Origin of the sequence: Streptomyces sp. NPDC050842, assembly GCF_044456565.1 — a bacterium.
Classification (GTDB): Bacteria; Actinomycetota; Actinomycetes; order Streptomycetales; family Streptomycetaceae; genus Streptomyces.
In genome coordinates this window covers 322,569-346,084 of the sequence record NZ_JBITGA010000004.1, presented here as the reverse complement: position 1 = coordinate 346,084, position 23,516 = coordinate 322,569, and the positions used below count along the sequence as shown (strand labels likewise).

General features: G+C 71.7%; 16 protein-coding genes and 3 pseudogenes. 8 read left to right on the top strand and 11 right to left on the bottom strand.

Annotation, left to right across the window (positions count from 1 at the left end):
* Positions 1–277 precede the first annotated feature (277 nt).
* Positions 278–1,882, bottom strand: a pseudogene (locus ACIBG6_RS14625) (ATP-binding protein); the annotation flags it as partial.
* 151 nt (positions 1,883–2,033) lie between these two features.
* On the opposite strand from ACIBG6_RS14625, the gene ACIBG6_RS14620 reads away from it, so the two are divergent.
* Positions 2,034–3,446, top strand: a complete 1,413-nt coding sequence (locus ACIBG6_RS14620) for a cation:dicarboxylate symporter family transporter (RefSeq protein WP_399222947.1) — start codon at positions 2,034–2,036, stop codon at positions 3,444–3,446.
* 110 nt (positions 3,447–3,556) lie between these two features.
* On the opposite strand, the gene ACIBG6_RS14615 is transcribed toward ACIBG6_RS14620, so the two are convergent.
* A complete protein-coding gene (locus tag ACIBG6_RS14615) occupies positions 3,557–4,057 on the bottom strand; it encodes a DUF1996 domain-containing protein (protein ID WP_399223359.1) in 501 nt (166 codons plus the stop codon).
* 47 nt (positions 4,058–4,104) lie between these two features.
* A pseudogene (locus ACIBG6_RS14610) lies at positions 4,105–5,276 on the bottom strand (RNA-guided endonuclease InsQ/TnpB family protein).
* 128 nt (positions 5,277–5,404) lie between these two features.
* Here ACIBG6_RS14610 and tnpA point away from each other — a divergent pair.
* Positions 5,405–5,704: pseudogene (tnpA, locus tag ACIBG6_RS14605) on the top strand (IS200/IS605 family transposase); the annotation flags it as partial.
* Positions 5,705–6,099: 395 nt separating this feature from the next.
* Here tnpA and ACIBG6_RS14600 read toward each other — a convergent pair.
* Both ACIBG6_RS14600 and ACIBG6_RS14595 read right to left on the bottom strand, forming a co-directional pair.
* Complete coding sequence (locus ACIBG6_RS14600) at positions 6,100–6,981, bottom strand: aldo/keto reductase (RefSeq protein WP_399222946.1); 882 nt, start codon at positions 6,979–6,981, stop codon at positions 6,100–6,102.
* Positions 6,981–7,883 (bottom strand): NAD-dependent epimerase/dehydratase family protein, encoded by a 903-nt coding sequence (locus ACIBG6_RS14595; protein ID WP_399222945.1) that lies wholly within the window; start codon positions 7,881–7,883, stop codon positions 6,981–6,983. Before ACIBG6_RS14595 ends, ACIBG6_RS14600 begins: the two co-directional genes overlap by 1 nt.
* Positions 7,884–7,950: 67 nt before the next feature.
* Between ACIBG6_RS14595 and ACIBG6_RS14590 the strand changes: the two genes are divergently transcribed.
* From ACIBG6_RS14590 to ACIBG6_RS14580, 3 genes are all read left to right on the top strand, one after another.
* Positions 7,951–8,493 carry an Lrp/AsnC family transcriptional regulator gene (locus ACIBG6_RS14590; protein WP_399222944.1) on the top strand — a complete coding sequence of 181 codons (543 nt, stop codon included), beginning with the start codon at positions 7,951–7,953 and terminating at the stop codon, positions 8,491–8,493.
* A gap of 76 nt (positions 8,494–8,569) precedes the next feature.
* Positions 8,570–8,995, top strand: coding sequence for a MerR family transcriptional regulator (locus tag ACIBG6_RS14585; RefSeq protein ID WP_399222943.1), 426 nt, complete (start codon positions 8,570–8,572; stop codon positions 8,993–8,995).
* A gap of 5 nt (positions 8,996–9,000) precedes the next feature.
* The gene (locus ACIBG6_RS14580) at positions 9,001–9,342 is read left to right on the top strand and encodes a thioredoxin family protein (protein WP_399222942.1); all 342 of its coding nucleotides are present in this window, start codon (positions 9,001–9,003) and stop codon (positions 9,340–9,342) included.
* Here the strand turns inward: ACIBG6_RS14580 and ACIBG6_RS14575 are convergent.
* On the bottom strand, positions 9,339–10,058 hold the full coding sequence (locus ACIBG6_RS14575) for a TetR/AcrR family transcriptional regulator (protein ID WP_399222941.1): 720 nt from the start codon (positions 10,056–10,058) through the stop codon (positions 9,339–9,341). The genes ACIBG6_RS14580 and ACIBG6_RS14575 overlap by 4 nt on opposite strands.
* A gap of 84 nt (positions 10,059–10,142) precedes the next feature.
* Between ACIBG6_RS14575 and ACIBG6_RS14570 the strand changes: the two genes are divergently transcribed.
* Positions 10,143–10,823 (top strand): DUF4386 domain-containing protein, encoded by a 681-nt coding sequence (locus ACIBG6_RS14570; protein WP_399222940.1) that lies wholly within the window; start codon positions 10,143–10,145, stop codon positions 10,821–10,823.
* A gap of 108 nt (positions 10,824–10,931) precedes the next feature.
* Positions 10,932–13,166 carry a HelD family protein gene (locus tag ACIBG6_RS14565; protein WP_399222939.1) on the top strand — a complete coding sequence of 745 codons (2,235 nt, stop codon included), beginning with the start codon at positions 10,932–10,934 and terminating at the stop codon, positions 13,164–13,166.
* Here ACIBG6_RS14565 and glgB read toward each other — a convergent pair.
* The 5 genes from glgB to ACIBG6_RS14540 form a co-directional block, all read right to left on the bottom strand.
* Positions 13,153–15,420 (bottom strand): 1,4-alpha-glucan branching enzyme, encoded by a 2,268-nt coding sequence (glgB, locus tag ACIBG6_RS14560; protein WP_399222938.1) that lies wholly within the window; start codon positions 15,418–15,420, stop codon positions 13,153–13,155. The two genes, ACIBG6_RS14565 and glgB, sit on opposite strands and share 14 nt — an antisense overlap.
* A 265-nt stretch (positions 15,421–15,685) precedes the next feature.
* Positions 15,686–17,035, bottom strand: a complete 1,350-nt coding sequence (locus ACIBG6_RS14555) for a maltokinase (protein WP_399222937.1) — start codon at positions 17,033–17,035, stop codon at positions 15,686–15,688.
* Between the two features lie 233 nt (positions 17,036–17,268).
* The gene (gene treS / locus ACIBG6_RS14550; RefSeq protein ID WP_399222936.1) at positions 17,269–18,963 is read right to left on the bottom strand and encodes a maltose alpha-D-glucosyltransferase; all 1,695 of its coding nucleotides are present in this window, start codon (positions 18,961–18,963) and stop codon (positions 17,269–17,271) included.
* On the bottom strand, positions 18,960–20,954 hold the full coding sequence (locus ACIBG6_RS14545; RefSeq protein WP_399222935.1) for an alpha-1,4-glucan--maltose-1-phosphate maltosyltransferase: 1,995 nt from the start codon (positions 20,952–20,954) through the stop codon (positions 18,960–18,962). Before ACIBG6_RS14545 ends, treS begins: the two co-directional genes overlap by 4 nt.
* A gap of 411 nt (positions 20,955–21,365) precedes the next feature.
* Positions 21,366–22,307 carry an SDR family oxidoreductase gene (locus ACIBG6_RS14540; protein ID WP_399222934.1) on the bottom strand — a complete coding sequence of 314 codons (942 nt, stop codon included), beginning with the start codon at positions 22,305–22,307 and terminating at the stop codon, positions 21,366–21,368.
* A 118-nt stretch (positions 22,308–22,425) separates the two neighbouring features.
* On the opposite strand from ACIBG6_RS14540, the gene ACIBG6_RS14535 reads away from it, so the two are divergent.
* Entirely contained in the window at positions 22,426–23,409 is a 984-nt protein-coding gene (locus ACIBG6_RS14535) for an AraC family transcriptional regulator (RefSeq protein WP_399222933.1), read from the top strand.
* Positions 23,410–23,516 lie beyond the last annotated feature (107 nt).

Sequence of the window (23,516 nt, the reverse complement as noted above, 5' to 3'; positions counted from 1 at the left end):
TTCCTGCCTTCGTCGGAGCACCGGCGGCCCCGGCCGCCTCCCGCCGCGCGCCGATGGGCGCAGCCGGTTCGCCCTCGGCCTGGTCCCCGGCCGAAGCCGATGGGCCGCTCGTGCCGGCCGTTCCTGCCTTCGTCGGAGCACCGGCGGCCCCGGCCGCGTCCCACCGCGCGCCGATGGGCGCAGCCGGGTCGCCCTCGGCCTGGTCCCCGGCCGAAGCCGATGGGCCGCTCGCGGCCGCCGCCTCCCGCCGTGTACCGGCGGACCCGGCCCCCTGCGCAGCCGGGGCGTCCTCCCGGGGCAGCGGCAGTCGTACGGTGAACTCCGCGCCGCCCTCCGTCGCGTCCGCCAGCTCCAGGGTGCCGGCGGCGCGGGAGACCGCCTGGACCACGAGGGCCAGGCCGAGGCCGCGGCCCGGGCCGCGGGTCGACCAGCCGCGGCCGAGGACCGCCTCCCGGTCGGCCGGGCGGACGCCGGGGCCGCTGTCCCCGACCCGCAGCAGCAGCTCGCCGTCGCCCGCCCGGGCGGCGACCGTGACCGTCACGCGCGCGTGCGGCGTGCCGCCCACCGCCTCCACGGCGTTGTCGATGAGGTTGCCCAGGATCGTGACCAGGTCGCGGGAGGGCAGGGCGGCCGGCACCCGGCCGTCGTCGATCCGGCTGTCCTCGGTCAGCACCAGCTCCACGCCCCGCTCGTTGGCCTGCGCCGCCTTGCCGAGCAGCAGCGCCGCCAGGACCGGCTCGCCGACCGCGTCGACGACCCGGTCGGTGAGCGCCTGCGCGAGCTCCAGCTCCGCCGTCGCGAACTCCACCGCCTCCGCCACCCGCCCCAGCTCGATGAGCGAGACGACGGTGTGCAGCCGGTTCGCCGCCTCGTGGGCCTGGGAGCGGAGCGCCTGTGTGAACCCCCGCTCGGAGTCCAACTCCCCGGAAAGCGCTTGGAGTTCCGTGCGGTCCCGGAGCGTGACGACGGTGCCGCGCCGCTCCCCGCCCACCACTGGGCGGGTGCTGACCACGAGCACCCGGTCGGCCGTCAGATGGGTCTCGTCCACCCGCGGCTCGGAGGAGAGCAGCGCGCCCGTGAGCGGTGCGGGCAGGCCGAGTTCGGCGGCCGGGCGGCCGACGACCCCTTCGTCCAGGCCGAGCAACTCCCGTGCCCCGTCGTTGATGAGGGCGATCCGCCGCCGTCCGTCGAGCATCACGAGCCCTTCGCGTACGGCGTGCAGCGCGGCCTCGTGGTAGTCGTGCATCCGGCTCAGCTCGGCCGCGTTCATGCCGTGCGTGTGGCGGCGCAGCCGGGCGTTGACGACGTACGTCCCCGCGCCGCCCAGCGCGAGCGCCGCGCCCGCCATGCCGAGGAGCGCGGTCACCTGTTCCCGTACCTGCTCGCTGATCCTCTCGATCGTGATGCCCGCGCTGACGAGGGCGACGACCTGACCGTCCTCGTCGTACACGGGCGCCACCGTCCGCACGGACGGGCCGAGCACCCCCAGGTGCGTCTCGGAGAAGGTCCGCCCCCGCACCGCCTCCTCGATGTGGCCGAGGTACGTCCGGCCGATCTGGTCCGGCTCCGGATGCGTCCAGCGGGTCCCGTCCGGCGCCATGATCACCACGAAGGCGACGTCCGCGTGGCGGCGCAGCGACTCCGTGTACGGCTGGAGCACCGCCGTCGGGTCGGCCGAGCGGGCCGCGGCCACCACGGAGGGGGAGTGGGCGACGGCCGCGGCGGTCGCCGTGGACTGCCGCCGCGCGGTCTCCTCGGCCTGGGCGAGGTCCGTGACGTACGCGAAGACCGCGCAGCCCGCCACGACGACGGCCACGAGTACGACCTGCATCGCGAAGAGCTGACCGGCCAGGCTGCGGGGGCGGGGACGGGGGAAACGCATGCGGGTAAGTGTGCACGGCGGAATTTGCGCGGGGTCATTGCGTTCCCGAATCGTTCTCTTCCCCCGGCCTGCCCGTCCGCCCCTCTCCGGACCGGTCCGATGTTTCGGTCGTGAACGAAACGTACGCAACCGTGACCCCGGTCACAGGCTGATGGATAGTCGCGGAGTCCACCGGGACGTGGACACCCATCAGCGCGAGGAGGACCCCGTGGCCGCACGTCGGGACCGTACCCACTATCTGTATCTGGCCGTCATCGGCGCCGTACTGCTCGGCATCGCGGTCGGCTTCCTGGCGCCGGGAGTCGCCGTCGAGCTCAAGCCGCTGGGCACCGGCTTCGTCAATCTGATCAAGATGATGATCTCGCCGATCATCTTCTGCACGATCGTCCTCGGCGTCGGATCGGTCCGTAAGGCCGCGAAGGTCGGCGCCGTCGGCGGGCTCGCCCTCGGCTACTTCCTCGTGATGTCGACCGTCGCACTCGCGATCGGCCTGCTCGTCGGCAACCTCCTGGAGCCCGGTTCCGGCCTCCACCTCACCAAGGAGATCGCCGAGGCCGGCGCCAAGCAGGCCGAGGGCGCGAGCGAGTCCACGCCGGAGTTCCTGCTCGGGATCATCCCCACCACCCTCGTCTCCGCCTTCACGGAGGGCGAGGTCCTCCAGACGCTCCTCGTCGCGCTGCTCGCGGGCTTCGCGCTCCAGGCGATGGGCGCCGCCGGCGAGCCGGTGCTGCGCGGGATCGGCCACATCCAGCGGCTCGTCTTCCGCATCCTCGCGATGATCATGTGGGTGGCCCCGGTCGGCGCGTTCGGCGCGATCGCCGCCGTCGTCGGCGCGACCGGCGTCGACGCCCTCAAGTCCCTCGCCGTCATCATGATCGGCTTCTACCTGACCTGCGGGCTCTTCGTCTTCGTCGTGCTCGGCGCGATCCTGCGCCTGGTCGCCGGGATCAACATCTGGACCCTGCTGAAGTACCTGGGCCGCGAGTTCCTGCTGATCCTCTCCACCTCCTCATCGGAATCCGCGCTGCCGCGGCTCATCGCGAAGATGGAGCACCTGGGCGTCAGCAAGCCGGTCGTCGGCATCACCGTCCCGACCGGCTACTCCTTCAACCTCGACGGCACCGCCATCTACCTCACGATGGCCTCGCTCTTCGTCGCCGAGGCGATGGGCGACCCGCTCTCGCTCGGCGAGCAGATCTCGCTCCTCGTCTTCATGATCATCGCCTCGAAGGGTGCGGCGGGCGTCACCGGCGCGGGCCTCGCCACCCTCGCGGGCGGACTCCAGTCCCACCGGCCCGAGCTGGTCGACGGGGTCGGCCTGATCGTCGGCATCGACCGCTTCATGAGCGAGGCCCGCGCCCTGACCAACTTCGCCGGCAACGCCGTCGCCACCGTCCTCGTCGGCACCTGGACGAAGGAGATCGACAAAGCGAGGGTCGCGGAGGTCCTCGCCGGGCACATCCCCTTCGACGAGAAGACCCTCGTCGACGACCACGCCCCGGCACCGGTCCCGGACCAGCGGGCCGAGGACGGCGGCGTGGAGAAGGCACGCGCGGGCGTCTGAGAACCCCGGGTCCCGGGCCTTGAGCCGGATCCGGGCCCCGGGAGAGGGACGGTCCCGGTCGCGAACGCGGCCCGGGACCGTCCCTCTCGTACGCGCCGTACGGGGACCCGCTACTGCTGGATCGGGCGTCCGTCCGTGCCGCAGATGTAGCCCGCGTTGACGCAGTCGGCGACCCTGCGCTTCAGCTCGCCCTCGTCCCAGGCGTTGAAGAAGTCGCCGTGGAAGGTGTAGCCGGGCGCGTCGGTCACGTTCGCCCCGTTCCGGGTGCCCGCCAGGCTCAACCCTCCGCCGTTCACCGGCCAGGTGATCAGCAGTTCCAGGCGCGGCACCGGTACGGGATGACTGGCCGGGCAGGTCGGCCCCGCCGCGTACGCCATGTGGTCGCGGTGGTTGGGGCTGTCCAGGTTCCTCCCGTCCCAGCAGGTCGGGAAGTCCAGGTAGTTCTCCAGCTTGGTGCCCGGCGGGCAGTTCAGGAAGTCCCGCCCGGACTCGGTCCGGCCCACGCAGGACCAGCGCGCGGTCGGGTTCTGCTCGGGCCCGGTGGCCAGGGCGTTGCCGACGACGTAGCGCAGTCCGCGCGGGTGCGCGACGGCGCGGGCGGGGTCGGTGATGCCCTGGTATTGAAGTGCTCTCCCGGCTGAAGCCGGGAGATTCCTGCTTACCTTGCGGTAGCGGGCTTGACGCGCTTCGCGCGCCTGACGACTGCCCTCCCGGCAGCCGGGGTGAGCGCGAGGCCCATCCGGTACAGGTGCAGGACATTCCGCGATGCGTTGTGGTCGGCGTTGCCCGACCAGTCGCAGTCCGGGTTCTTGCACAAGAACATGGCCTGTGACTCCCTGCTGCCGGGTGTGATGAAGCCGCACGCGGAGCAGCGTTGGGAGGTGCCGGGGGCAGGGACCTTGTGCAGGGTGCCGCCGTGCCGGGCGGCCTTGTACGTGAGCATGGTGACCGTCCGGCCCCAGGCTTCCCTGCTGATGGAGCGGTTCAGCCCGGACTTCTGGGCGACCTTCTTCCCCGGTTTCTCGATGGTTCCCTTGGCGGACTTGACCATGTTCGTGATGGTGAGTGCTTCGACCACGATCGTGCCGTATGTGCGGGCGATGGCGGTGGTCGTCCGGTGCTGCCAGTCCAGGGCCCGGCGCTTGGCTTTCGCGCGCAGTCCTGCGATCCGGTCGTAGGTGCGGTGCAGGCGGCGACTGGTGCGCTCGCCAGGCTTGCGGTGCTGCTTACGCTGGGCGGCGCGCCGCTCCAGGTGCAGAAGCTTCGCCTGCTCCCCCTGCGTCAGCCACTCGCCGTGCTCGTACGTCTCACCGTCCGAGAGGGCTATGGGCACGGTGACGCCCACGTCGATGCCGACCTCCGGCCCTTGGTGGGGTGCGGGCGCGGCCTCCAAGGTCTGGATGCGGAAGGCGATGTGCCAGCCGAGCGCGTCCTTGATCAGTCGCGCGCCGGTGATTCGGTTCTCCGGGTTGGCGCGCTTGCCGACCGGAAGGTCTGCGGTCCATCGGAAACGGACCCGGCCCACCTTGGGAATGTTGACCATGCCCCAGCGTCGGTGCACCCGGGTGATGTTCAGGTCGCGGCCCTGCGGGATGTCCACGGACATCACCGTGCGGAACCGGCCTTGAAGCCCGGCGCGTCGGCGCGGCCCTCCCAGCAGTTCTTCCATGCCTGGAAGTACGTCTTGAGTACCGCTTGCGCGGCCTGGGCGGGTAGGGCGGCCAGGAAGTTGATGTCCTCGCGGGCCTGTCGGATCGCGGCGTCCGCGTTCGCGAGAGTCCGCATCTCCTTCGGCATCATCTGCCACCACGCATGCAGAAGGTTCCACATGGTGCGGGCCGCATGAGCCTGGTCATCAGTCTTCAACCCCTGCGCAGGTGCCAGTGCAAGCCGGGCGCGGTGCCCGAACTGCCGCTTGACCAGGGTGTCTTGACTCACAATCCGGAACCTAGCACTGGCTGGCGTCACCGCGCTGGAACCCTCATCCCGATGTACGCACCGGACGTCAAGTTGTCTGCAACCTGCACGTTCACTTGGCTTTTTCACGCAGTACCGGCGGAATGCGTTCACCGACGCCATGCCGACCCGAACCGAAGAGATCGCGCGGGAGGTCTGCGCCGACTTCGAGGCCGAGCTGAAGTGGTTCAACAGCGAGCAGGACCACGTCCACCTGCTCGTGCAGTACCCGCTCAAGGTCCAACTCCCCAAGCGGGCCAACTCCCTCAAAGGGTGTCAGCTCCCGAAGGCTCCGTCGGGAGTTGCCGGGGCCGCCGGGGTAGGCGTGGCCGGTGTCGATCTGCCAGTCGGCGCCGTTCGGCAGGGAGCGGTCGGGGCCGTTGAAGTCGTCGCTCCACTGGAGCGACCAGCCGGGGGCGGGCGGCACGGCGCCGTTGGCGCTGCCCGCTCCGCCCAGGCCGAGGAGGGCACCGGCGGCGAGGACGCCGGCGAGGAGCGAGGCGAGCAGGGGGGTGCGGGGGATGCGTGACGTGCGGGATGTGCGTCTGGCGCGGCTCGGGGAACGCAAGGGGAACACCTCCGGGGGACGGTACGCGGGGTGTGCACAGGGTCTGACCCTGAGAGCGCTCTCAGAGCGCTCTCAGGAAGCTTTTGTAGTGGGAGACACCGGTCCCGTCAATGGGACCGGTGTCTTCGGTCACTGAACGGCCAGCCGGGCCAACTCCTCCGAAGACAGCCGGAGTTCGGCCGCCGCCGCCGAGTCCCGTACCGTCTCCGGCCGGCTCGCGCCCGGGATCGGCAGCACCGTCTCCGACCGCGTGAGCAGCCACGCGAGCGCCACCCGCTGCGGACTGACCCCCCGCTCCCGCGCCACCCGGTGGAACCCCCCGAACTCCGGGTCCTCCTCCAGGGCGGACGCCCCGTCGAGCGAACTGCGCGAGATCCCGCCCAGAGGGCTCCACGGCATGAAGGCGAGCCCGAGCTCCGCGCAGAGCCGCAGCTCCGCCTCGCTCTCCCGGACCGCCGGCGAGTAGCGGTTCTGTACGGAGACCAGCCGGTCGCCCAGGATCTCGCGCGCCAGCAGGATCTGCTCCGTGTCCACGTTCGAGATCCCGGCCAGCCGGACCGTCCCCGCGTCGAGCAACTCCCGTAGAGCACCCAGCGATTCGGCGTACGGGACGGCCGGGTCCGGCTTGTGCAGCTGATACAGCCCGATCGGCGTCCCGCCCAGCCGCCGGGCCGAGTCCTCCGCCGCCCGCCGCAGGTGCGCGGGCCGCCCGTCCACGGTCCAGCCGCCGTCCGCCGTCCGGCCGCGCCCGCCCTTCGTCGCCACGAGGACGTCGTCCGTGCGGCCCCCGTACGAGGCCAGGGCCCGCGAGACGAGCAGCTCGCCCTCGCCGGGCGCACCGTCCGGCGGGTGGTAGGAGTCGGCGGTGTCGAGCAGCGTCACGCCCGCGTCCAGGGCCGCGTGCACGGTCGCGACGGCCCGGGCCTCGTCGGGGCGGCCCTCGATGGAGAGCGGCATCGTGCCGAAGCCGACCGCCCCGACCCGTACGTCCCCCAGCGTTCTCGTACGCATCAGCGCACCGCCCCGACCGTCTCGGCAATGGCCCGCGAAAGCCACTCCGCCGAATGACCGAAGGAATAACCGAGAGCCGTGGCACGGGAGTTGTCCATCCCGTAGGAGCGGGCGAAGGAGAACGGCGAGACCTCGCCGACCTCCACCTCCCGGAACACCGTCCGGCCGCCCACCTGCTTCTCGATCTCCGCGCAGATGTCGGCCGTGGTGAGCGGGCCGTGGGAATGAGCGTTGACCGGCCCGGTGAATTCCGCCTCGGCCGTCCAGGCGAGGAACGCGGCGATCTCCTCCACGTACACATAGGTCGCCGGGCGGTTCACGACGGGGACGGCGATCGGCTCGCCGGCCCGGACCCGCTCGACGTAGTGGTCGATCCGGCCCGTGAAGTCGTCGTCGCCGCCCAGCACATGGGCGACCCGCACCGAGGTCCAGGCGAACGGCGCCCCGGCCGCGAACACGGCCTCCGCCTGCCGCTTCCCCTCCCCGTAGTGCTCCTCGCGGAACTCCGGGTCGTCCCAGGCCAGGCCCGTGTCGACGGTGACCGCGGCCAGGTCCAGGACGGACTCGGCGACCGGCACGCCCGGGGCGGAGTCCTCGTACTCGTACACCTCCACCGTCGACGTCATCACATAGCGCCCGGTGCGTGCCGCGAACACCCGCAGGGCGATCTCCGCCTGGCGCGGCGTGTAGCAGACCTGGTCCACGACGACATCGAACGAACGGCCCGCCAGTACGGATTCCAGGGCGGCCTCGTCGTCGCGGTCGGCCACGAGCTGCTCGATTCCCGCGGGGGCGGCGGAAGAGCCCCGGTTGAGCACGGTGATCCGGTGTCCGGATTCCCCGAGGAGAGCGATGAGCCGCTTTCCGAAATAGCGATTTCCGCCGATGACCAGAATGTCCATCAATCCCAACTCCCTTGTGTCACAGGGCAAGTGTTACGTTGTGCGTTCGCCATCTGAAGGGGGATTCATGGGATTTCCGGCCGCCGTACCGAAGGAACCTCGGCCTTCGCGCCCCACCGCCGACGATTCCTCGGCGACCGCTTTCGACCCCATCGACCGGCAGATCCTGGACCTCCTGCAGACCGACGGCCGGATCAAGCTCAGCGAGCTCGGCCGCCGCGTCCGGCTCAGCCCCGCGGCCGTCACCGAGCGGGTCCGCCGCCTCGAGGCGAGCGGGGTGGTCACCGGCTACGGCGCCCATGTGTCCCCGGCCCGCCTCGGCTACGGCATCCAGGCCTTCATCCGGGTGAACCCGCACGGCGGCTACACCCTGAAGCACCCGCGGACCCTGGAACTGACCGCGCGCCCCGAGGTCCTGGAGGTCCACCACGTGGTGGGCGAGGACTGCTGGATCCTCAAGGTCGCCGTCACCGACACCGTCCACCTGGAAGACGTCCTGGAGCAGACCTCGGCGCTCGGCCGGACCACGACCTCGGTCGTCCTGTCGTCCCCGGTGGAGCGGAAGCCGCTGCTGCCGCCCGGCGGAAGTCGTCCCGGGAACCGTCCTTGACGAACTCCCCCGCCGCACCGGTGCGCGACCCTCCCTGCTTGCCTTGACGTCGGCGTCAAGGCTTACGTTCGGGGACATGCGCATCGGAGAGCTGGCCGAGCGGGCGGGAACCACCACGCGGACTCTGCGGTACTACGAGTCCCGGGGCCTCCTGACCGCGCGGCGCACGGAGCAGGGGTACCGCACGTACGACGAGGACGACCTGCGGCTCCTCCAGCAGATCAGGACCCTTCAGGACTTCGGGTTCGAGCTGGAGGACACCCGGCCGTTCGTCGACTGCCTGCGCGAGGGTCACCCGACGGGTGACGCCTGCCCCGCGTCGATCGCCGTCTACCGGCGGAAGGTCGCCGAACTGGACGGCCTGATCGAACAGCTCCAGGCGGTACGCGCCCAGATGGGCGCCCAGCTGCTGCGGGCCGAGGCGGAGCTGCCGCACGGCACGGAACCCCGGTGCGAGCTCGGTACGGAGCGGGACACGGACACGGAGACGACGGAGGGGTGACGGGGATGACGACGTACACGGAGGGCGTGGGCGAGGTCACGGACGCGGACTTCGGCACGGAGGTGCTGGGGGCCGACCTGCCGGTCCTGGTGAAGTTCACGGCGGAGTGGTGCGGGCCGTGCCGGCAGCTGAAGCCGGTGCTCGCCGCGATCGCCGCGGAGGAGGCGACGCGGCTGCGGATCGTCGAGATCGACGTCGACCGGAACCCGGAGACCACGGTGAGGTACGGGGTGCTCGGGACCCCGACGCTCATGGTCTTCCAGGCGGGCGAACCGGTGAAGTCGCTGGTCGGGGCCCGCCCGAAGCGCCGCCTCCTGGAGGAACTGAAGGACGTCCTGGCGCCTTAGGGCCTTGTCCGGCCCTCAGGGGTGCGGCTGGAGCTCCAGCCCTGGCCGTGGAGGCGTTCGACGCCGTCCAGGAGGAGGTCGAGGGCGAACGTGAACTCGAACAGGTCGTCGCAGCCTCCGCCGACCGTCGAGCCCGCGTCGTGGGCGGCGGCCGCGGCGATCTCCGCGACCCGGGGGTAGGCCGCGGCGGCCGCCTTCGCGGCGGCCTCGCCCGCCTCGCCGGGCGGCGGTGCCGCCCCGCCGGTGGCGAACAGCTCGGGGGAGAAGCCCAGCAGCCGGGTGCCCAGCGCGTGCATCGCGTGGTGCGTGAGGTCCGCGGAGAGACCGCCGTCCCGGAACGTGCCGATCACCGAGTCGAGGTGGGCGAGGACGGCGGGTGTCGGACCGGGACGCGACTCGATGACGGACGCGGCCCAGCGGTGGCGCAGCAGCACGTCCCGGGCGGCGAGGATCTGCTGCCGTACGGCCCGCTTCCACGGCGCTCCGGGCTCCGGCGGGGCGATGTCGCCGACGACGACGTCCACCATGCCGTCGAGGAGTTCGTCCTTGCCGGCCACGTGCTTGTAGAGCGCCATCGGGACCACGCCGAGCTCCTGGGCGAGGCGGCGCATGCTGAACGCCTCGGCGCCGGTCTCGTCGGCCAGCGCGACGGCGGCCCGCAGGATTCGCTGCCTGCTCAGGGGGGCGCGGTCGCCCGCTCCGCGTTGCTGCGTCATGTTGACGAGTGTACGCCGTACACCTACCGTGTCCCTCGACAGGTGGGTGTACGCCGTACACCCCTGGGGGGAAAGGGGAGACTCGTGGACGGGAAGCTCGTGGACGCGACACGGAGGACCGCCGTGGTGACCGGAGTGCTGTTCCTGGTCACCGAGGTCGCGGCGATCGCGGGACTCGCGCTGTACGGCCCCGTGCTCGACGGCGCCGCGTACGTCCTGGGGCCGGGCGCGGATGCCCGCGTGCGGGCGGGGGCGCTGTGCGAGATGGTGCTGCTCGTCGCCGTGATCGGGACCGGGGTCGCGCTGTACCCCGTCATCAGGCGGCGGCACGAGGCGCTGGCGGTCGGCTACGTGTGCGGCCGGCTGCTCGAAGCGGCCGTGATCGCCGTCGGCATCGTCGGCGTCCTGGCGGTGGTGACCCTGCGACAGGGTCCGGCCGCCGAGGCGACCGCTGCCGCGACCGCGCTGATCGCGGTGCATGACTGGACGTTCCTGCTCGGCCCCAACGTCGCCCTGGGGGCGAACACCCTGATCCTCGCGTACGTGATGCGCCGCACGGGCCTCGTGCCGGCGTGGATCGCCCTGCTCGGCCTGGTGGGCGGCGCGCTCATCTGCCTCTCGGCGGTCGCCGTGCTCTTCGGCCTCTATGCACAGGTGTCCGTCCCCGGAACCCTCGCCGCGCTCCCGGTCTTCGCCTGGGAGGTCACCCTCGCCGTCCGGCTCCTGACCCATGGCTTCCAGGCGACACAGAAATACCCCGACTAGAATTGACAGTCGGGGTATTGCGTCGCGTATATTAATGGATTCCGTGTCTGGAAAAACAAAAGCCACGGAGACGTTCAATAAACGCACTGTATCGCGCCGGGAGTCGAATTGTCAACCGAGGAATTTCGGAATGAACAGCAATTCATCACCGATCTGTACGCACGGCTCGACGACCTGAGGGACCGGGCCGAGGCCGCCGTCGCCCAGGCCCTGCGCACCCCCGGGGTCGGCAGCAACCAGGGCCGCCTCGAACGGGACGTGACCGTCGCCGAACAGTCCGGGCTGCTCGCCGCCTTCGACGCGGGGGAGAGCGGGCTGTGCTTCGGCCGGCTCGTCTTCCGCGACGGCCGCGACCACCACATCGGGCGGATCGGCATCCGCAGGGACGACCCGAACCGCACGCCCCTCGTCGTCGACTGGCGCGCCGAGATCGCCAGGCCCTTCTACCTCGCCACCGGCTACGAGCCCATGGGGCTCTCCCGCCGCCGGCACATCGGCACCCGGGGCCGCGAGGTCACCGCCCTCCACGACGAGGTGCTCGACCTCGCCGACGCCACCCGCACCGGGCACGAGAGCCGCGACGCCGACGAGGTGCTGCTCGCCGCGCTCGACGCCGCCCGCACCGGCCGCATGCACGACATCGTGCAGACCATCCAGGCCGAGCAGGACGGCATCATCCGCTCCCCGCACCACGGCGTCCTCGTCGTCGAGGGCGGCCCCGGCACCGGCAAGACCGCCGTCGCCCTGCACCGGGCCGCGTACCTCCTCTACGCCCACCGGGAGCAGCTCGCCAAGCGGGCCGTCCTCATCGTCGGCCCCAACCCCGCCTTCCTCGGCTACATCGGGAACGTCCTGCCCTCCCTCGGCGAGACCGGCGTCCTGCTCGCCACCCCCGCCGAACTCTTCCCCGGCGTCCGCGCCACCGGCACCGACACCCCGCGCGCCGCCGCCGTCAAGGGCTCCGCCGCCATGGCCGACGCCCTCGCCGCGGCCGTACGCGACCGCCAGCAGGTCCCCGAGCGCGGCGCGCCCCTCGTCGTCCCGCACGAGGACGGGGACCTGGTCATCGACTGGGACATGGCCCTGGAGGCCCGCCACAAGGCCCGCGAGACCGTCCTCCCGCACAACCTCGCCCGCCCCTACTTCGTCTTCCGCATCCTGGACGCCCTCGCCGAGCAGCTCGCCGACCGCATCGGCGCCGACCCCTACGGCGGCCCCAACTTCCTCGGCGCCGACGACCGGGCGCTGCTCGCCAAGGGCATCGCCGCCAACCCCGACGTGCACGCCGCCGTCGACACCCTCTGGCCGGCCCTCACGCCCCAGGAGTTCCTGGCCGACTACCTCACCGAGCCCACCCACCTCGACGACGCGGACGCGGCGGCGATCCGCCGCGACAGCGGGGAGTGGACCCCCGGCGACGTGCCGCTGCTCGACGAGGCCGCCGAACTCCTCGGCGAGGACGACTCGGCCGCCCGCGCCGCCCAGGAGGCCGAGCGGCAGCGCCAGATCCAGTACGCGCAGGGCGTCCTCGACGTCTCGTACGCCTCGCGCACCTACGAGTTCGAGGACAAGGAGGAGCTGGACGAGGACGCCTCCGAGGTCCTCTCCGCCCACGACATCATCGACGCCGAGCGGTTCGCCGAGCGGCACGAGGAGGCCGACCACCGCACCGCCGCCGAGCGCGCCGCCGCCGACCGCACCTGGGCCTTCGGCCACATCATCGTGGACGAGGCCCAGGAGCTCTCCGCGATGGCCTGGCGGCTCCTCATGCGCCGCAGCCCGACCCGCTCCATGACCCTGGTCGGCGACCCCGCCCAGACCGGCGACCCCGCCGGCGTGGGCGCCTGGGAGCGGATCCTCTCCCCGTACGTGCAGGACCGCTGGGAGCACGTACGCCTCGGGGTCAACTACCGCACGCCCGCCGAGATCATGGAGGTCGCCGCCGAGGTGCGGCGGGCCGCCGACCCCGGGTTCGAACCGCCCCGGTCCGTCCGCTCCACCGGCGTCCCGCCCTGGGACCGGACGGTCGACGACCCGGTGAAGGAGGCCGCCGACGCCGTCGCCGCCGAGCTGCGGACCGAGGGCAGGCTCGCCGTGATCGCCCCGGAGGCCTTGCTCCCCGGCCTGGTCGAGGCCCTGCCGGACGCCGCCCACGGAGCGACGCCCGACCTCACCCTGCCGGTGGTCCTGCTCGACCCCCGGCAGGCGAAGGGCCTGGAGTTCGACACGGTCCTGGTCGTCGACCCGGACGGCATCGTGGCCGGCGCCCCGCACGGGATCAACGACCTGTACGTGGCGCTGACCCGGGCGACCCAGCGGCTGGGCGTGATCAGGCCGGCCTGAGCCAGACCGTCGCCAGCGGCGGCAGCGTCATCCGCACGCTCGACGAACGGCCGTGCCACGGCACCGACTCGGTCTTCACCGGGTCGGTGCCCACCACGTCCCCGCCGCCGTACCGGGCGGCGTCCGTGTTCAGGACCTCCGCCCAGGCGGCGAAGGTGTCCGGCACGCCGATGCGGTAGTCGTGCCGCACGACCGGCGAGAAGTTGCAGACGGCGAGCAGCGGGGAGCCGAAGCCGTCGAAACGCAGGAACGCGAAGACGTTGTCCTCGGCGGCGTCCCCGACCACCCACTGGAAGCCGTCCGGGGCGGTGTCCCGCTCCCAGAGCGACGGGTTCGCCGCGTACACGGTGTTCAGGTCCCGCACCAGGTCCCGCACGCCCCGGTGGTCGGGCTCCGCCCCGTACGCCGGGTCGAGCAGCCACCAGTCGGGCCCGTGCTCCGCCGACCACTCCCCGCCCTGGGCGAACTCCTGCCCCATGAAGAGGAGTTGCTTGCCCGGGTGGGCCCACATGAAGCCCAGGTAGGCCCGGTGGTTGGCCCGCTGCTGCCACCAGTCGCCGGGCATCTTCGACACGAGCGACCGCTTGCCGTGCACGACCTCGTCGTGGGAGATCGGCAGGATGTAGTTCTCGCTGTACGCGTACACCATCGAGAAGGTCATCTCGTGGTGGTGGTACTTGCGGTGCACCGGCTCCTTCGCCGCGTAGCCCAGCGAGTCGTGCATCCAGCCCATGTTCCACTTCATGCCGAAGCCCAGGCCGCCGAAGCCGCCGGGGCCCACCTGGTCCGTCGCCCGCGTCACGCCGTCCCAGGCCGTGGACTCCTCGGCGAAGGTGACGATCCCCGGGCAGCGGCGGTAGACGGTGGCGTTCATCTCCTGGAGGAAGGCCACCGCGTCCAGGTTCTCGCGGCCGCCGAACTCGTTCGGCAGCCACTCGCCGTGCTCGCGCGAGTAGTCGAGGTAGAGCATCGAGGCCACCGCGTCCACCCGGAGCCCGTCGAGGTGGAACTCCTGGCACCAGTACACGGCGTTGGCGACGAGGAAGTTCCGCACCTCCTTGCGCCCGTAGTCGAACTCCAGGGTTCCCCAGTCGGGGTGGTGCGAGCGGCGCGGGTCCTCGTGCTCGTACAGGGGACGTCCGTCGAACTCGGCGAGCGCCCAGTCGTCCTTCGGGAAGTGCGCCGGGACCCAGTCCATCAGGACCCCGATGCCGGCCCGGTGCAAGGCGTCGACCAGGTGCTTGAAGTCGTCGGGGGTGCCCATCCGGGCCGTCGGCGCGTAGAAGCCGGTGACCTGGTAGCCCCAGGAGCCGCTGAACGGGTGCTCGGCGACGGCCATGAACTCCACGTGCGTGAAACCGAGGTCGCGGACGTAGTCGGGCAGCTGCTCGGCGAGCTGCCGATACGTCAGCCCGGGCCTCCACGACGGCAGATGAAGCTCGTACACGGACAGCGGGGACTCATGGTGCGGACGGGCACCACGCCGTTCCATCCACTCGGCGTCGTCCCACGTGTAGTGCGAGGCGGTGACGATGGACGCGGTGTTCGGCGGGCACTCGGTACGGCGGGCCATCGGGTCCGCGCGCACGGTGTGCGAACCGTCGGGCCGGGCGATGTCGTACTTGTAGACGGCTCCCTCGCCGACCCCCGGCACGAACAGCTCCCACACGCCCGTCGAACCCAGCGAGCGCATCGGCAGCGCCGTGCCGTCCCAGTGCGTGAAGTCGCCGGTGACACGGACCCCCCGGGCGTTCGGCGCCCAGACGGCGAAGCGGGTGCCGGCGACGCCCTCGTGGGTCAGGGGGTGGGAGCCGAGCGCGGTCCACAGCTCCTCGTGCCGCCCCTCGCCGATGAGGTGCAGATCGAGCTCGCCGAGGGCGGGCAGGAAGCGGTACGGGTCGACGACGGCGAGCTCGTCGCCCCCGTCCTCGTACCGCACCCGCAGTTCGTACGCGGGCACCTTGCGAAGGAGCGGCAGCAGGCAGGAGAAGAGTCCGTCGCCGTCGTCGTCCAGCACGACGCGACGCCCCTTGGCGAGGACGGCGACCTCCTTCGCCCACGGGCGCAGCACCCGCACCACGACCCCACCGCGCACCGGGTGGGCGCCCAGTACGCCGTGCGGGTCGTGGTGCTCGCCCGCGAGCAGCCGGGCGCGGTCACCCGGATCGAGGGGTGGCGCCTTCCGCACGGCGGTCCGGTCCGGTGCGGGCGTCTTCCTTGCGCGGGACGTCTTGCCTGCGGATCGGGCGGTCACGGGGGTGCCTCCTGGAGGGCGAGGGGTACGGGTGTACGGGTTAGGAAACGGCATCGTGCGTACGCGGGACACTCGGCCGAACGGGGCGCGTGCAGGTCACCGCAGGCGAGAGCGGTACGGCCCCGCCCGCCGACTGGGCCGAATGGGGGCTCACCCCCACCCCGTGTGGGCATTCGTCCCGCCCTGCGGGACGAATGCCCACAACGGGGGTGGGTGGCCGCTCCTGGTCGGTGGCTGTCCGCAACGCGGTGGGTGGGGTGGGGGCTCACGGGGATGTCGCCAGGCGTTCGATCGCGGACATGGGGACCGGGAGCCAGTCCGGGCGGTGGCGGGCCTCGTAGACGACCTCGTAGACCGCCTTGTCGGTCTCGTAGGCGCGGAGAAGGGCGGGGTCGGCGCGCGGGTCCGTGCCCGCCGCCTCGGCGTAGCCCGTGCAGTACGCGGCCCGGCAGCGCGCCGCCCAGTCCGCGTTCCACGGGCGGTGGGTGCGGGCCGCGTAGTCGAAGGAGCGGAGCATTCCCGCGACGTCACGGACCGTGGGCTGCGGGCTCCGCCGCTCGTCGAGCGGCTTCGCCGGTTCGCCCTCGAAGTCGATGACGGCCCAGCCGCCGTCGGAGCCCCGCAGGGTCTGCCCCAGGTGAAGGTCGCCGTGGATGCGCTGGAGCGCCCCCGCGCCGGGCGCTTCGCCGGCCGCCGCGAAGACGGCCCGCAGCCCCGGCACGTACGGCAGGAGCGCCGGCACCGCCTGCGCCGCCGCGTGCAGCCGCCGGTCCATCGCGGCGGCGAGGTGCTCGGTCTCGGACCGCCGCAGCCGCCGCGTCGGCAGCGCGTCGGCGAGCGCGAGGTGGACCTCGGCCGTGGCCCGGCCGAGGGCCCGCGCCTCGGTGACGAACTCCCGCCCGTCGGCCAGCGCGTCGAGCGCGAGCCGCCAGCCGTCCCGTGAGTCCCGGAGGAAGGGCTGGAGGACGCCGAGGGTCGCGGCCCCCGACTCGAACCAGGCGACCGGGGCCGGTACGCGTGCGCAGCCGGCCCGGCTCAGGGCGAGGGGAAGTTCGAGGTCGGGGTTGGCGCCAGGACTGACCCGCCGGAAGATCTTCAGGATGTACGAATCCCCGTATACGAGGGAGGAGTTGGATTGCTCGGCGTCCAGCATGCGGGGGGCGAGGGCGGGCGGTAGGGCCGTCGTGGCGTGGAAGCGCAGGGGGCCGGTCCGGCCCGGGGTGCGCAGCCGCTCGTAGAGGAGTCCCGCGAGCCGCGGGTCGCGCAGCCCTTCGTAGACCGCGCGTCCGGCGAGCGGGCCCTGCCGGATCCGCCCGATCAGGGCGGGAGCGAGGCGGGGCGGGAGCTGGGTCCGTACGCCCAGGAGCAGTTGGTAGCAGTCGGCGGGCGTCCCGGCCGGGCGGCCGGGCTGTTCGACCCGTACGAGCAGATGGAGCAGACCGGGTCCCGCGCCGTCCAGGGGCAGCAGCTCGGTGGCCGCGTCCAGCGTGAATCCGATGACCCGGCGGCCCTTGCCCGCGAACCAGCGCTGCCGGGGCAGCCATTCGTGGAGCAGGGGTGCGAGGCACGGAAGGAGGGCGTCCGGGGCCCGGGTGGTGGATGCGGTCTCCTGCATGGCATCGCGTCCTTTCCCCGGGGCGCGCAAGTGGGCGTCGTATGGGTTCAAATGCGCAGAGTGTCCCGGATGGCGGCTTGGACTGTCCGGAAGTGCGGGACGTGTCGGAAGGGGAAGATCCGTATGGGCCCGGCAAGAAGGCCCGTATGGACCTGAATCGTGTGTGGGACACAGTGCCCAGAGGGGGACGGGGGAAACCGTCCCACCCCGGACGAATCCGAACTGACCGTCGGTCAGCCCTTCTTGAGACGGAACCAGTAGAAGCCGTGTCCCGCAAGGGTCAGGAGGTAGGGCAGCTCGCCGATGGCCGGGAACGTCACCCCGCCGAGCAGCTCCACCGGCTGGCTGCCGGCGAACCTCCGCAGGTCCAGCTCGGTCGGCTGCGCGAACCGCGAGAAGTTGTTCACGCAGAGGACCAGGTCGTCGCCGTCCTCGCGGAGGAAGGCGAGCACCGCCGGGTTGGACGCCGGGAGTTCCGTGTACGTCCCCGTGCCGAAGGCCCGGTTCTGCTTACGGATCTCGATCATCCGCTTCGTCCAGTGCAGGAGGGAGGACGGGGAGGCCATCCCTGCCTCGACGTTCGTCACCTGGTAGCCGTGGACCGGGTCCATGATGGTCGGCAGGTAGAGCCGTCCCGGGTCGCAGGAGGAGAAGCCGGCGTTCCGGTCGGGCGTCCACTGCATCGGGGTCCGCACCCCGTCCCGGTCGCCCAGCCAGATGTTGTCGCCCATGCCGATCTCGTCGCCGTAGTACAGCACCGGCGAACCGGGCAGCGAGAAGAGCAGCCCGGTGAAGAGCTCCATCTGCTTGCGGTCGTTGTCCAGGAGCGGGGCGAGACGGCGCCGGATGCCGATGTTGGCCCGCATCCGCGGGTCCTTGGCGTACTCGGCGTACATGTAGTCCCGCTCTTCGTCCGTGACCATTTCGAGGGTGAGCTCGTCGTGGTTGCGCAGGAAGATGCCCCACTGACAGCCGGAGGGGATCTCCGGGGTCTTCGCCAGGATCTCGGAGACCGGGTAGCGCGACTCGCGCCGCACGGCCATGAAGATGCGCGGCATGACCGGGAAGTGGAAGGCCATGTGGCACTCGTCGCCGCCCGAGCGGAAGTCGCCGAAGTAGTCGACGACGTCCTCCGGCCACTGGTTCGCCTCGGCGAGCAGGACCGTGTCCGGGTAGTGGTCGTCGATCTCCTTGCGGACCCGCTTGAGGAAGCCGTGGGTGGCCGGGAGGTTCTCGCAGTTGGTGCCCTCCTGCTGGTACAGGTACGGCACCGCGTCGAGCCGGAAGCCGTCGATCCCCAGGTCCAGCCAGAACTTCAGCGCGGAGACGATCTCCTCCTGCACCGCCGGGTTCTCGTAGTTGAGGTCCGGCTGGTGCGAGAAGAACCGGTGCCAGTAGTACTGCTTGCGGACCGGGTCGAAGGTCCAGTTGGAGGACTCCGTGTCGACGAAGATGATCCGGGCGTCCGCGTACTGCTTGTCGTCGTCGGCCCAGACGTAGTAGTCGCCGTACGGCCCTTCGGGGTCGCGCCGGGACTCCTGGAACCACTCGTGCTGGTCGCTCGTGTGGTTCATGACGAAGTCGATGACCACGCGCATCCCGCGCTGATGGGCCGCGTCGACGAACTCGACGAAGTCGGCCAGGTCGCCGAACTCGGGGAGCACCGAGGTGTAGTCCGCGACGTCGTATCCGCCGTCCCTCAGGGGGGACTTGAAGAACGGCGGAAGCCAGAGGCAGTCCACGCCGAGCCACTGGAGGTAGTCCAGCTTGGCCGTGATGCCCTTCAGGTCGCCGACGCCGTCGCCGTTGCTGTCCTGGAAGGAGCGGACGAGGACCTCGTAGAAGACGGCCCGCTTGAACCAGTCGGGATCGCGGTCCTTGGCGGGGGTGTCCTCGAAGGTGTCGGGGACGGGCTCGTTGACAGTCATGATGTGGGTGACCCTCCGGTCTGCGGGGACGGTCGCAGGACGAGGACGTGCGCGGGTGTGACACCCGGCTCTAGGCGCACGTAGCTGGCCCTGCCCCAGTGATAGGTCTCGCCGGTGAGCTCGTCGCGCACCGGCACGGTCTCGTGCCAGTCGAGGCCGAGTTCCGGCATGTCCAACGAGACCGTTGCCTCCTGGGTGTGGTGCGGGTCGAGGTTGACGACCATCAGAACGGTGTTCGAACCCGATCGCTTGCTGTACGCGATCACCTGCGGGTTGTCGGTCTCGTGGAAGGTGATGTTCCGCAGCCTGCGGAGGGCCGGGTGGCGGCGCCTGATCCGGTTCAGGGTCGTGATCAGCGGGGTGATCGTCCTCCCGGCCCGCTCCGCCGACTCCCAGTCCCTGGGCCTCAGTTCGTACTTCTCCGAGTTCAGGTACTCCTCGCTGCCGTCCCGCAGCGCGGTGCCCTCGCACAGCTCGTACCCGGCGTACATGCCCCAGGACGGCGAGAGGGTGGCCGCGAGCACCGCCCGCGCCTCGAACGCGGGCCGGCCGCCCTCCTGGAGGTAGGCGGGCAGGATGTCGGGCGTGTTCACGAAGAAGTTCGGCCGCATCTGCGCGGCCGTCTCCCCGGACAGCTCGGTGAGGTACTCCGTCAGCTCCTCCTTGGTGTTGCGCCAGGTGAAGTACGTGTACGACTGCTGGAAACCGATCGCGCCGAGCGTCCGCATCATCGCCGGCCGCGTGAACGCCTCCGCCAGGAAGATCACGTCCGGGTCGGCCCGGTTGATCTCGCCGATCACCCGCTCCCAGAACACCACCGGCTTGGTGTGCGGGTTGTCGACGCGGAAGATCCGCACGCCGTGGTCCATCCAGTGCCGCAGCACCCGCACGGTCTCCGCGACGATCCCGTCCATGTTGTCGGCGGCCCTGTCGAACGCGATGGGGTAGATGTCCTGGTACTTCTTCGGCGGGTTCTCCGCGTACGCGATCGAACCGTCCGGCCGGTGGTGGAACCACTCCGGGTGCTTCTCCACCCACGGGTGGTCCGGCGAGCACTGGAGCGCGAAGTCCAGGGCGATCTCCAGACGCAGCTCCCGGGCGCGCGCCACGAAGGCGTCGAAGTCCTCGAAGGTGCCCAGGTCCGGGTGGAGCGCGTCGTGCCCGCCCTCCGGGGAGCCGATCGCCCACGGCACGCCCACGTCGCTCGGGGACGCCGACAGGGAGTTGTTCGGGCCCTTGCGGTGGGTCTCGCCGATCGGATGGACCGGTGGCAGGTACACCACGTCGAAGCCCATCGCCGCGACCGCCGGGAGGCGTTCGGCCGCGGTGCGGAAGTTCCCCGGGACCGTGCGGCCCTTGACCTTCCGCACGCCCTCCGAGCGCGGGAAGAACTCGTACCAGGAGCCGAACAGGGCCCGCTCCCGCTCCACCTGGAGCGGCAACGCGGGCGAGGAGGAGAGGAGTTCGCGCAGCGGGTGGCGGTCGAGGGACTCGACGACGCGCGGGGCGAGCGCCGCGGCGAGCCGGACGGCCGCCGGGCGGGAGACGTCGCGCAGCGCGTCCGCGACGGCGAGCACGGCCTCCCGGCCGCCGCCCTTCTTCGGGACGCCCTTCGCGGCCCGTTCGTGCAGCTCGGCCCCCTCGGCGAGGACGAGTTCGGAGTCGATTCCGGCCGGGATCTTGATCCTCGCCGTGTGGCGCCAGGTGGCCACCGGGTCGCTCCAAGCCTCCACGGTGTACGTCCACGGGCCCTCGGCGTCCGGGGTGACCTCGGCGCCCCACCGGTCGGTACCGGGGGCCAGTTCGCGCATCGGGGTCCACGGGCCGGGGCGGCCGGACGGGCCGCGCAGCACGACATTGGCGGCGACCGCGTCGTGACCCTCGCGGAAGACGGTCGCCGTCACTTCGAAGGTCTCTCCTGCCACCGCTTTCGCGGGGCGCCGGCCACAGTCGACCAGCGGGCGTACGTCCAGTACGGGAATGCGTCCCATGAGCGGATTCACAGCATCACCTGACGGGTTACGGGGGTGCGGGTGGTGGTGCGCTCTTTCTAGCTCCGTCGACGGCCGGCGGGTTGCGGGCATGACGGCTCCTGTCCGCGTTCACTCGGATGGCGGGTCCACAGGGAGTACGGGAACTACGGGATCTAAGGGATCTACAGGGGTCCGGGGATGTACCGGAGGAGCCTTCCCCCGGTTGTCGGGTGGGCAATCCGGCGCTTTGTTAACTACTCGGGCGTAGGCGCGCGGGCAAGAGCGCGAACGACCTGAAAAAAGCCCCGCCTCCCCCTTTTCTTCAGGGCTCGGTTCGCCTCCGGGGCGCTGGAGCCCCTTCGGCTCACTCGCCGGGCGCACGCGAAACGGCCCCGTCCGCAGGGGACGGGGCCGGTTCATGCGTGGCGTTCAGCGGCGCGGGGACGTGTCCGGCTCCTCCGCCTCGCTCGCCCAGACCTGCCAGGGCTGGCGGGCCACCCACTCCTCCACCGGGGCCGGTTCGAGCGCGAGCGCCTCCGCCGACACCCCGTCGTCGCCCGCCATGAGCAGCGGATCCGCGTCGGTCGCCATGTAGTGGTAGATCCCGGCCACCCCGGCCGCCGCCGCGGGACCGAGGAGCCCGGCGAGCCCGTGCTCGAAGTCGACCGGATCCAGCTCCTGGTAGCGGACGGCCCGGCCCAGGCCGCGGCCGAAGGCGGCCGCGAGCTCGCCGCCCGTCAGCTCCGCCGCCCCGCCGATGTCGAAGGTCCGCCCCTCCAGGTCCTCGCGGGTCAGCGCCGCGAGCGCCGCCTCCGCCAGGCCCCGGTGTGAGATCCACGCCGTCCGCGCCGACTCCGGCAGCGGATAGGCGAGCACGCCGTCGTCGACGAGCGCGGGACCGTTCCATGGCGAGAAGAGGTTGTCGAGGTAGACCGGCGGCCGGATGACCACGAGCGGCACCCCGCTGTCCCGCAGCACCCGCTCCGCGAGGCGCCGCGTCTCGAACGCGGCGAACCCCGTCGGGGCGTGCGGGACACGGGTGTTGGTGTTGAAGACGAGCCGGAGCGTGCCCGCGTCCAGGGCCGCCTCGGCGATGCTCCGCGCGTACGCCTCCACCCGCTCCGGGTCGTACACCAGCGGCATCGTGACGAACGCGTGCGTCGTCCCCTCGAAGAGCCGCCGCACGTCGCCCGGCCGCCCCAGGTCGCCGGCGAGGAAGAAGGCACCGGGAAGCGGCGGCCGGTCCGCCTCCGGGCGCCGTGTCAGGGCACGGACCCGGTGGTGCCGCTCGGCCAGCAGGCGGGCCACCGCACCGCCCTGGAAACCGGTCGCGCCCACGACCGCCACCCGCATCGGAATCTCACTGGACATGTCTTCCTGAGGCCCTTCGATAGGCTGTCGCTGCTGTCGTGTCGGCTGCCTTCCAGGCTCGTCGCGGCGGCTTCGGCTGTTCAATTAACAAACCGGGGCGGAAGTTGAAGGATCGTCCATGGATACCGTGGGAACCGACCGTCACGACCAGCACGAGCGCGGTGCCGAGCACGAGGACCTGCTGAGCGAATTACTGAAACCCCTCCGGCTCACCGGAGTCTTCGACAGCCGCTGGCACGTCCGCGCCCCCTGGGCCATCGAGGGCGACGCCGAGCGCAGCTGCGCCGTCCTCCACTACGTCGTCGAGGGCGACTGCTGGATCACCACCGACGGGGAGGCCTCCCTCGAACTGCACGCCGGAGACCTCGTCGTCTTCCCCACCGGCACCGCGCACCGCCTCTCCGACCGGCCCGAGCGCCAAGGCGTCCCCCTCAAGGCCGTCCTGCCCGAACGGCAGCCCGGCACCTCCGGCGAGATCGTCATCGAGGGCACGGGCCCCGAGGCCCGGCTGCTCTGCGCCGGACTCCACTACGACGCCAGCGCCGCCACCGGCCTCTACACCTCGCTGCCCTGGGCCCTCGTCCTCGACGGCGCCCAGGTCGACCGCGAGCCGCTGCTCCGCGACACCCTCCGGCTGCTCGCCGCACCCGACCGGCCCGTCGGCCCCGGTGACCGGCTCATCACCCTGCGGGCCTTCGAGATGGCCCTCGTCCTCGCGCTCCGCCCGCTGCTGCGCGAGCTCGCCGGCAACCCCGCCTCGCTGCCCCTGCTGCGGCACCCCGGCATCAGCCGGGCGGTGGTGATGATGGCGACCCGGTTCGCCGAGCCGTGGACGATCGACTCCCTCGCCCGGGAGGTCGGCATGTCCCGCTCCGCGTTCACCGCGGCCTTCCGCGAGCTCGTCGGCGAGTCCCCGGCCCGCTACCTCGCGGCCCGCCGCATGCAGGAGGCCGTACGGCTCCTCTCCGAGACGTCGCTCCCGCAGTCGGCCCTGCCCGCCCGCATCGGCTACCAGAGCGCCGTCGGCTTCCACCTCGCCTTCCGCAAGTGGTTCGGGGTGACGCCGGGCGAGTACCGCGCGGGGGCCGTCAGCGCCGCCTGATCCGGGCGGGTCGCCCCGAGGGGTGTCCAGGCGGCGCGCCGGGCCTGGACGGTTCATAAGGACCCCTGGACGGACGTTCATTGCCCGGACGCTCCTCGCCGGACAGG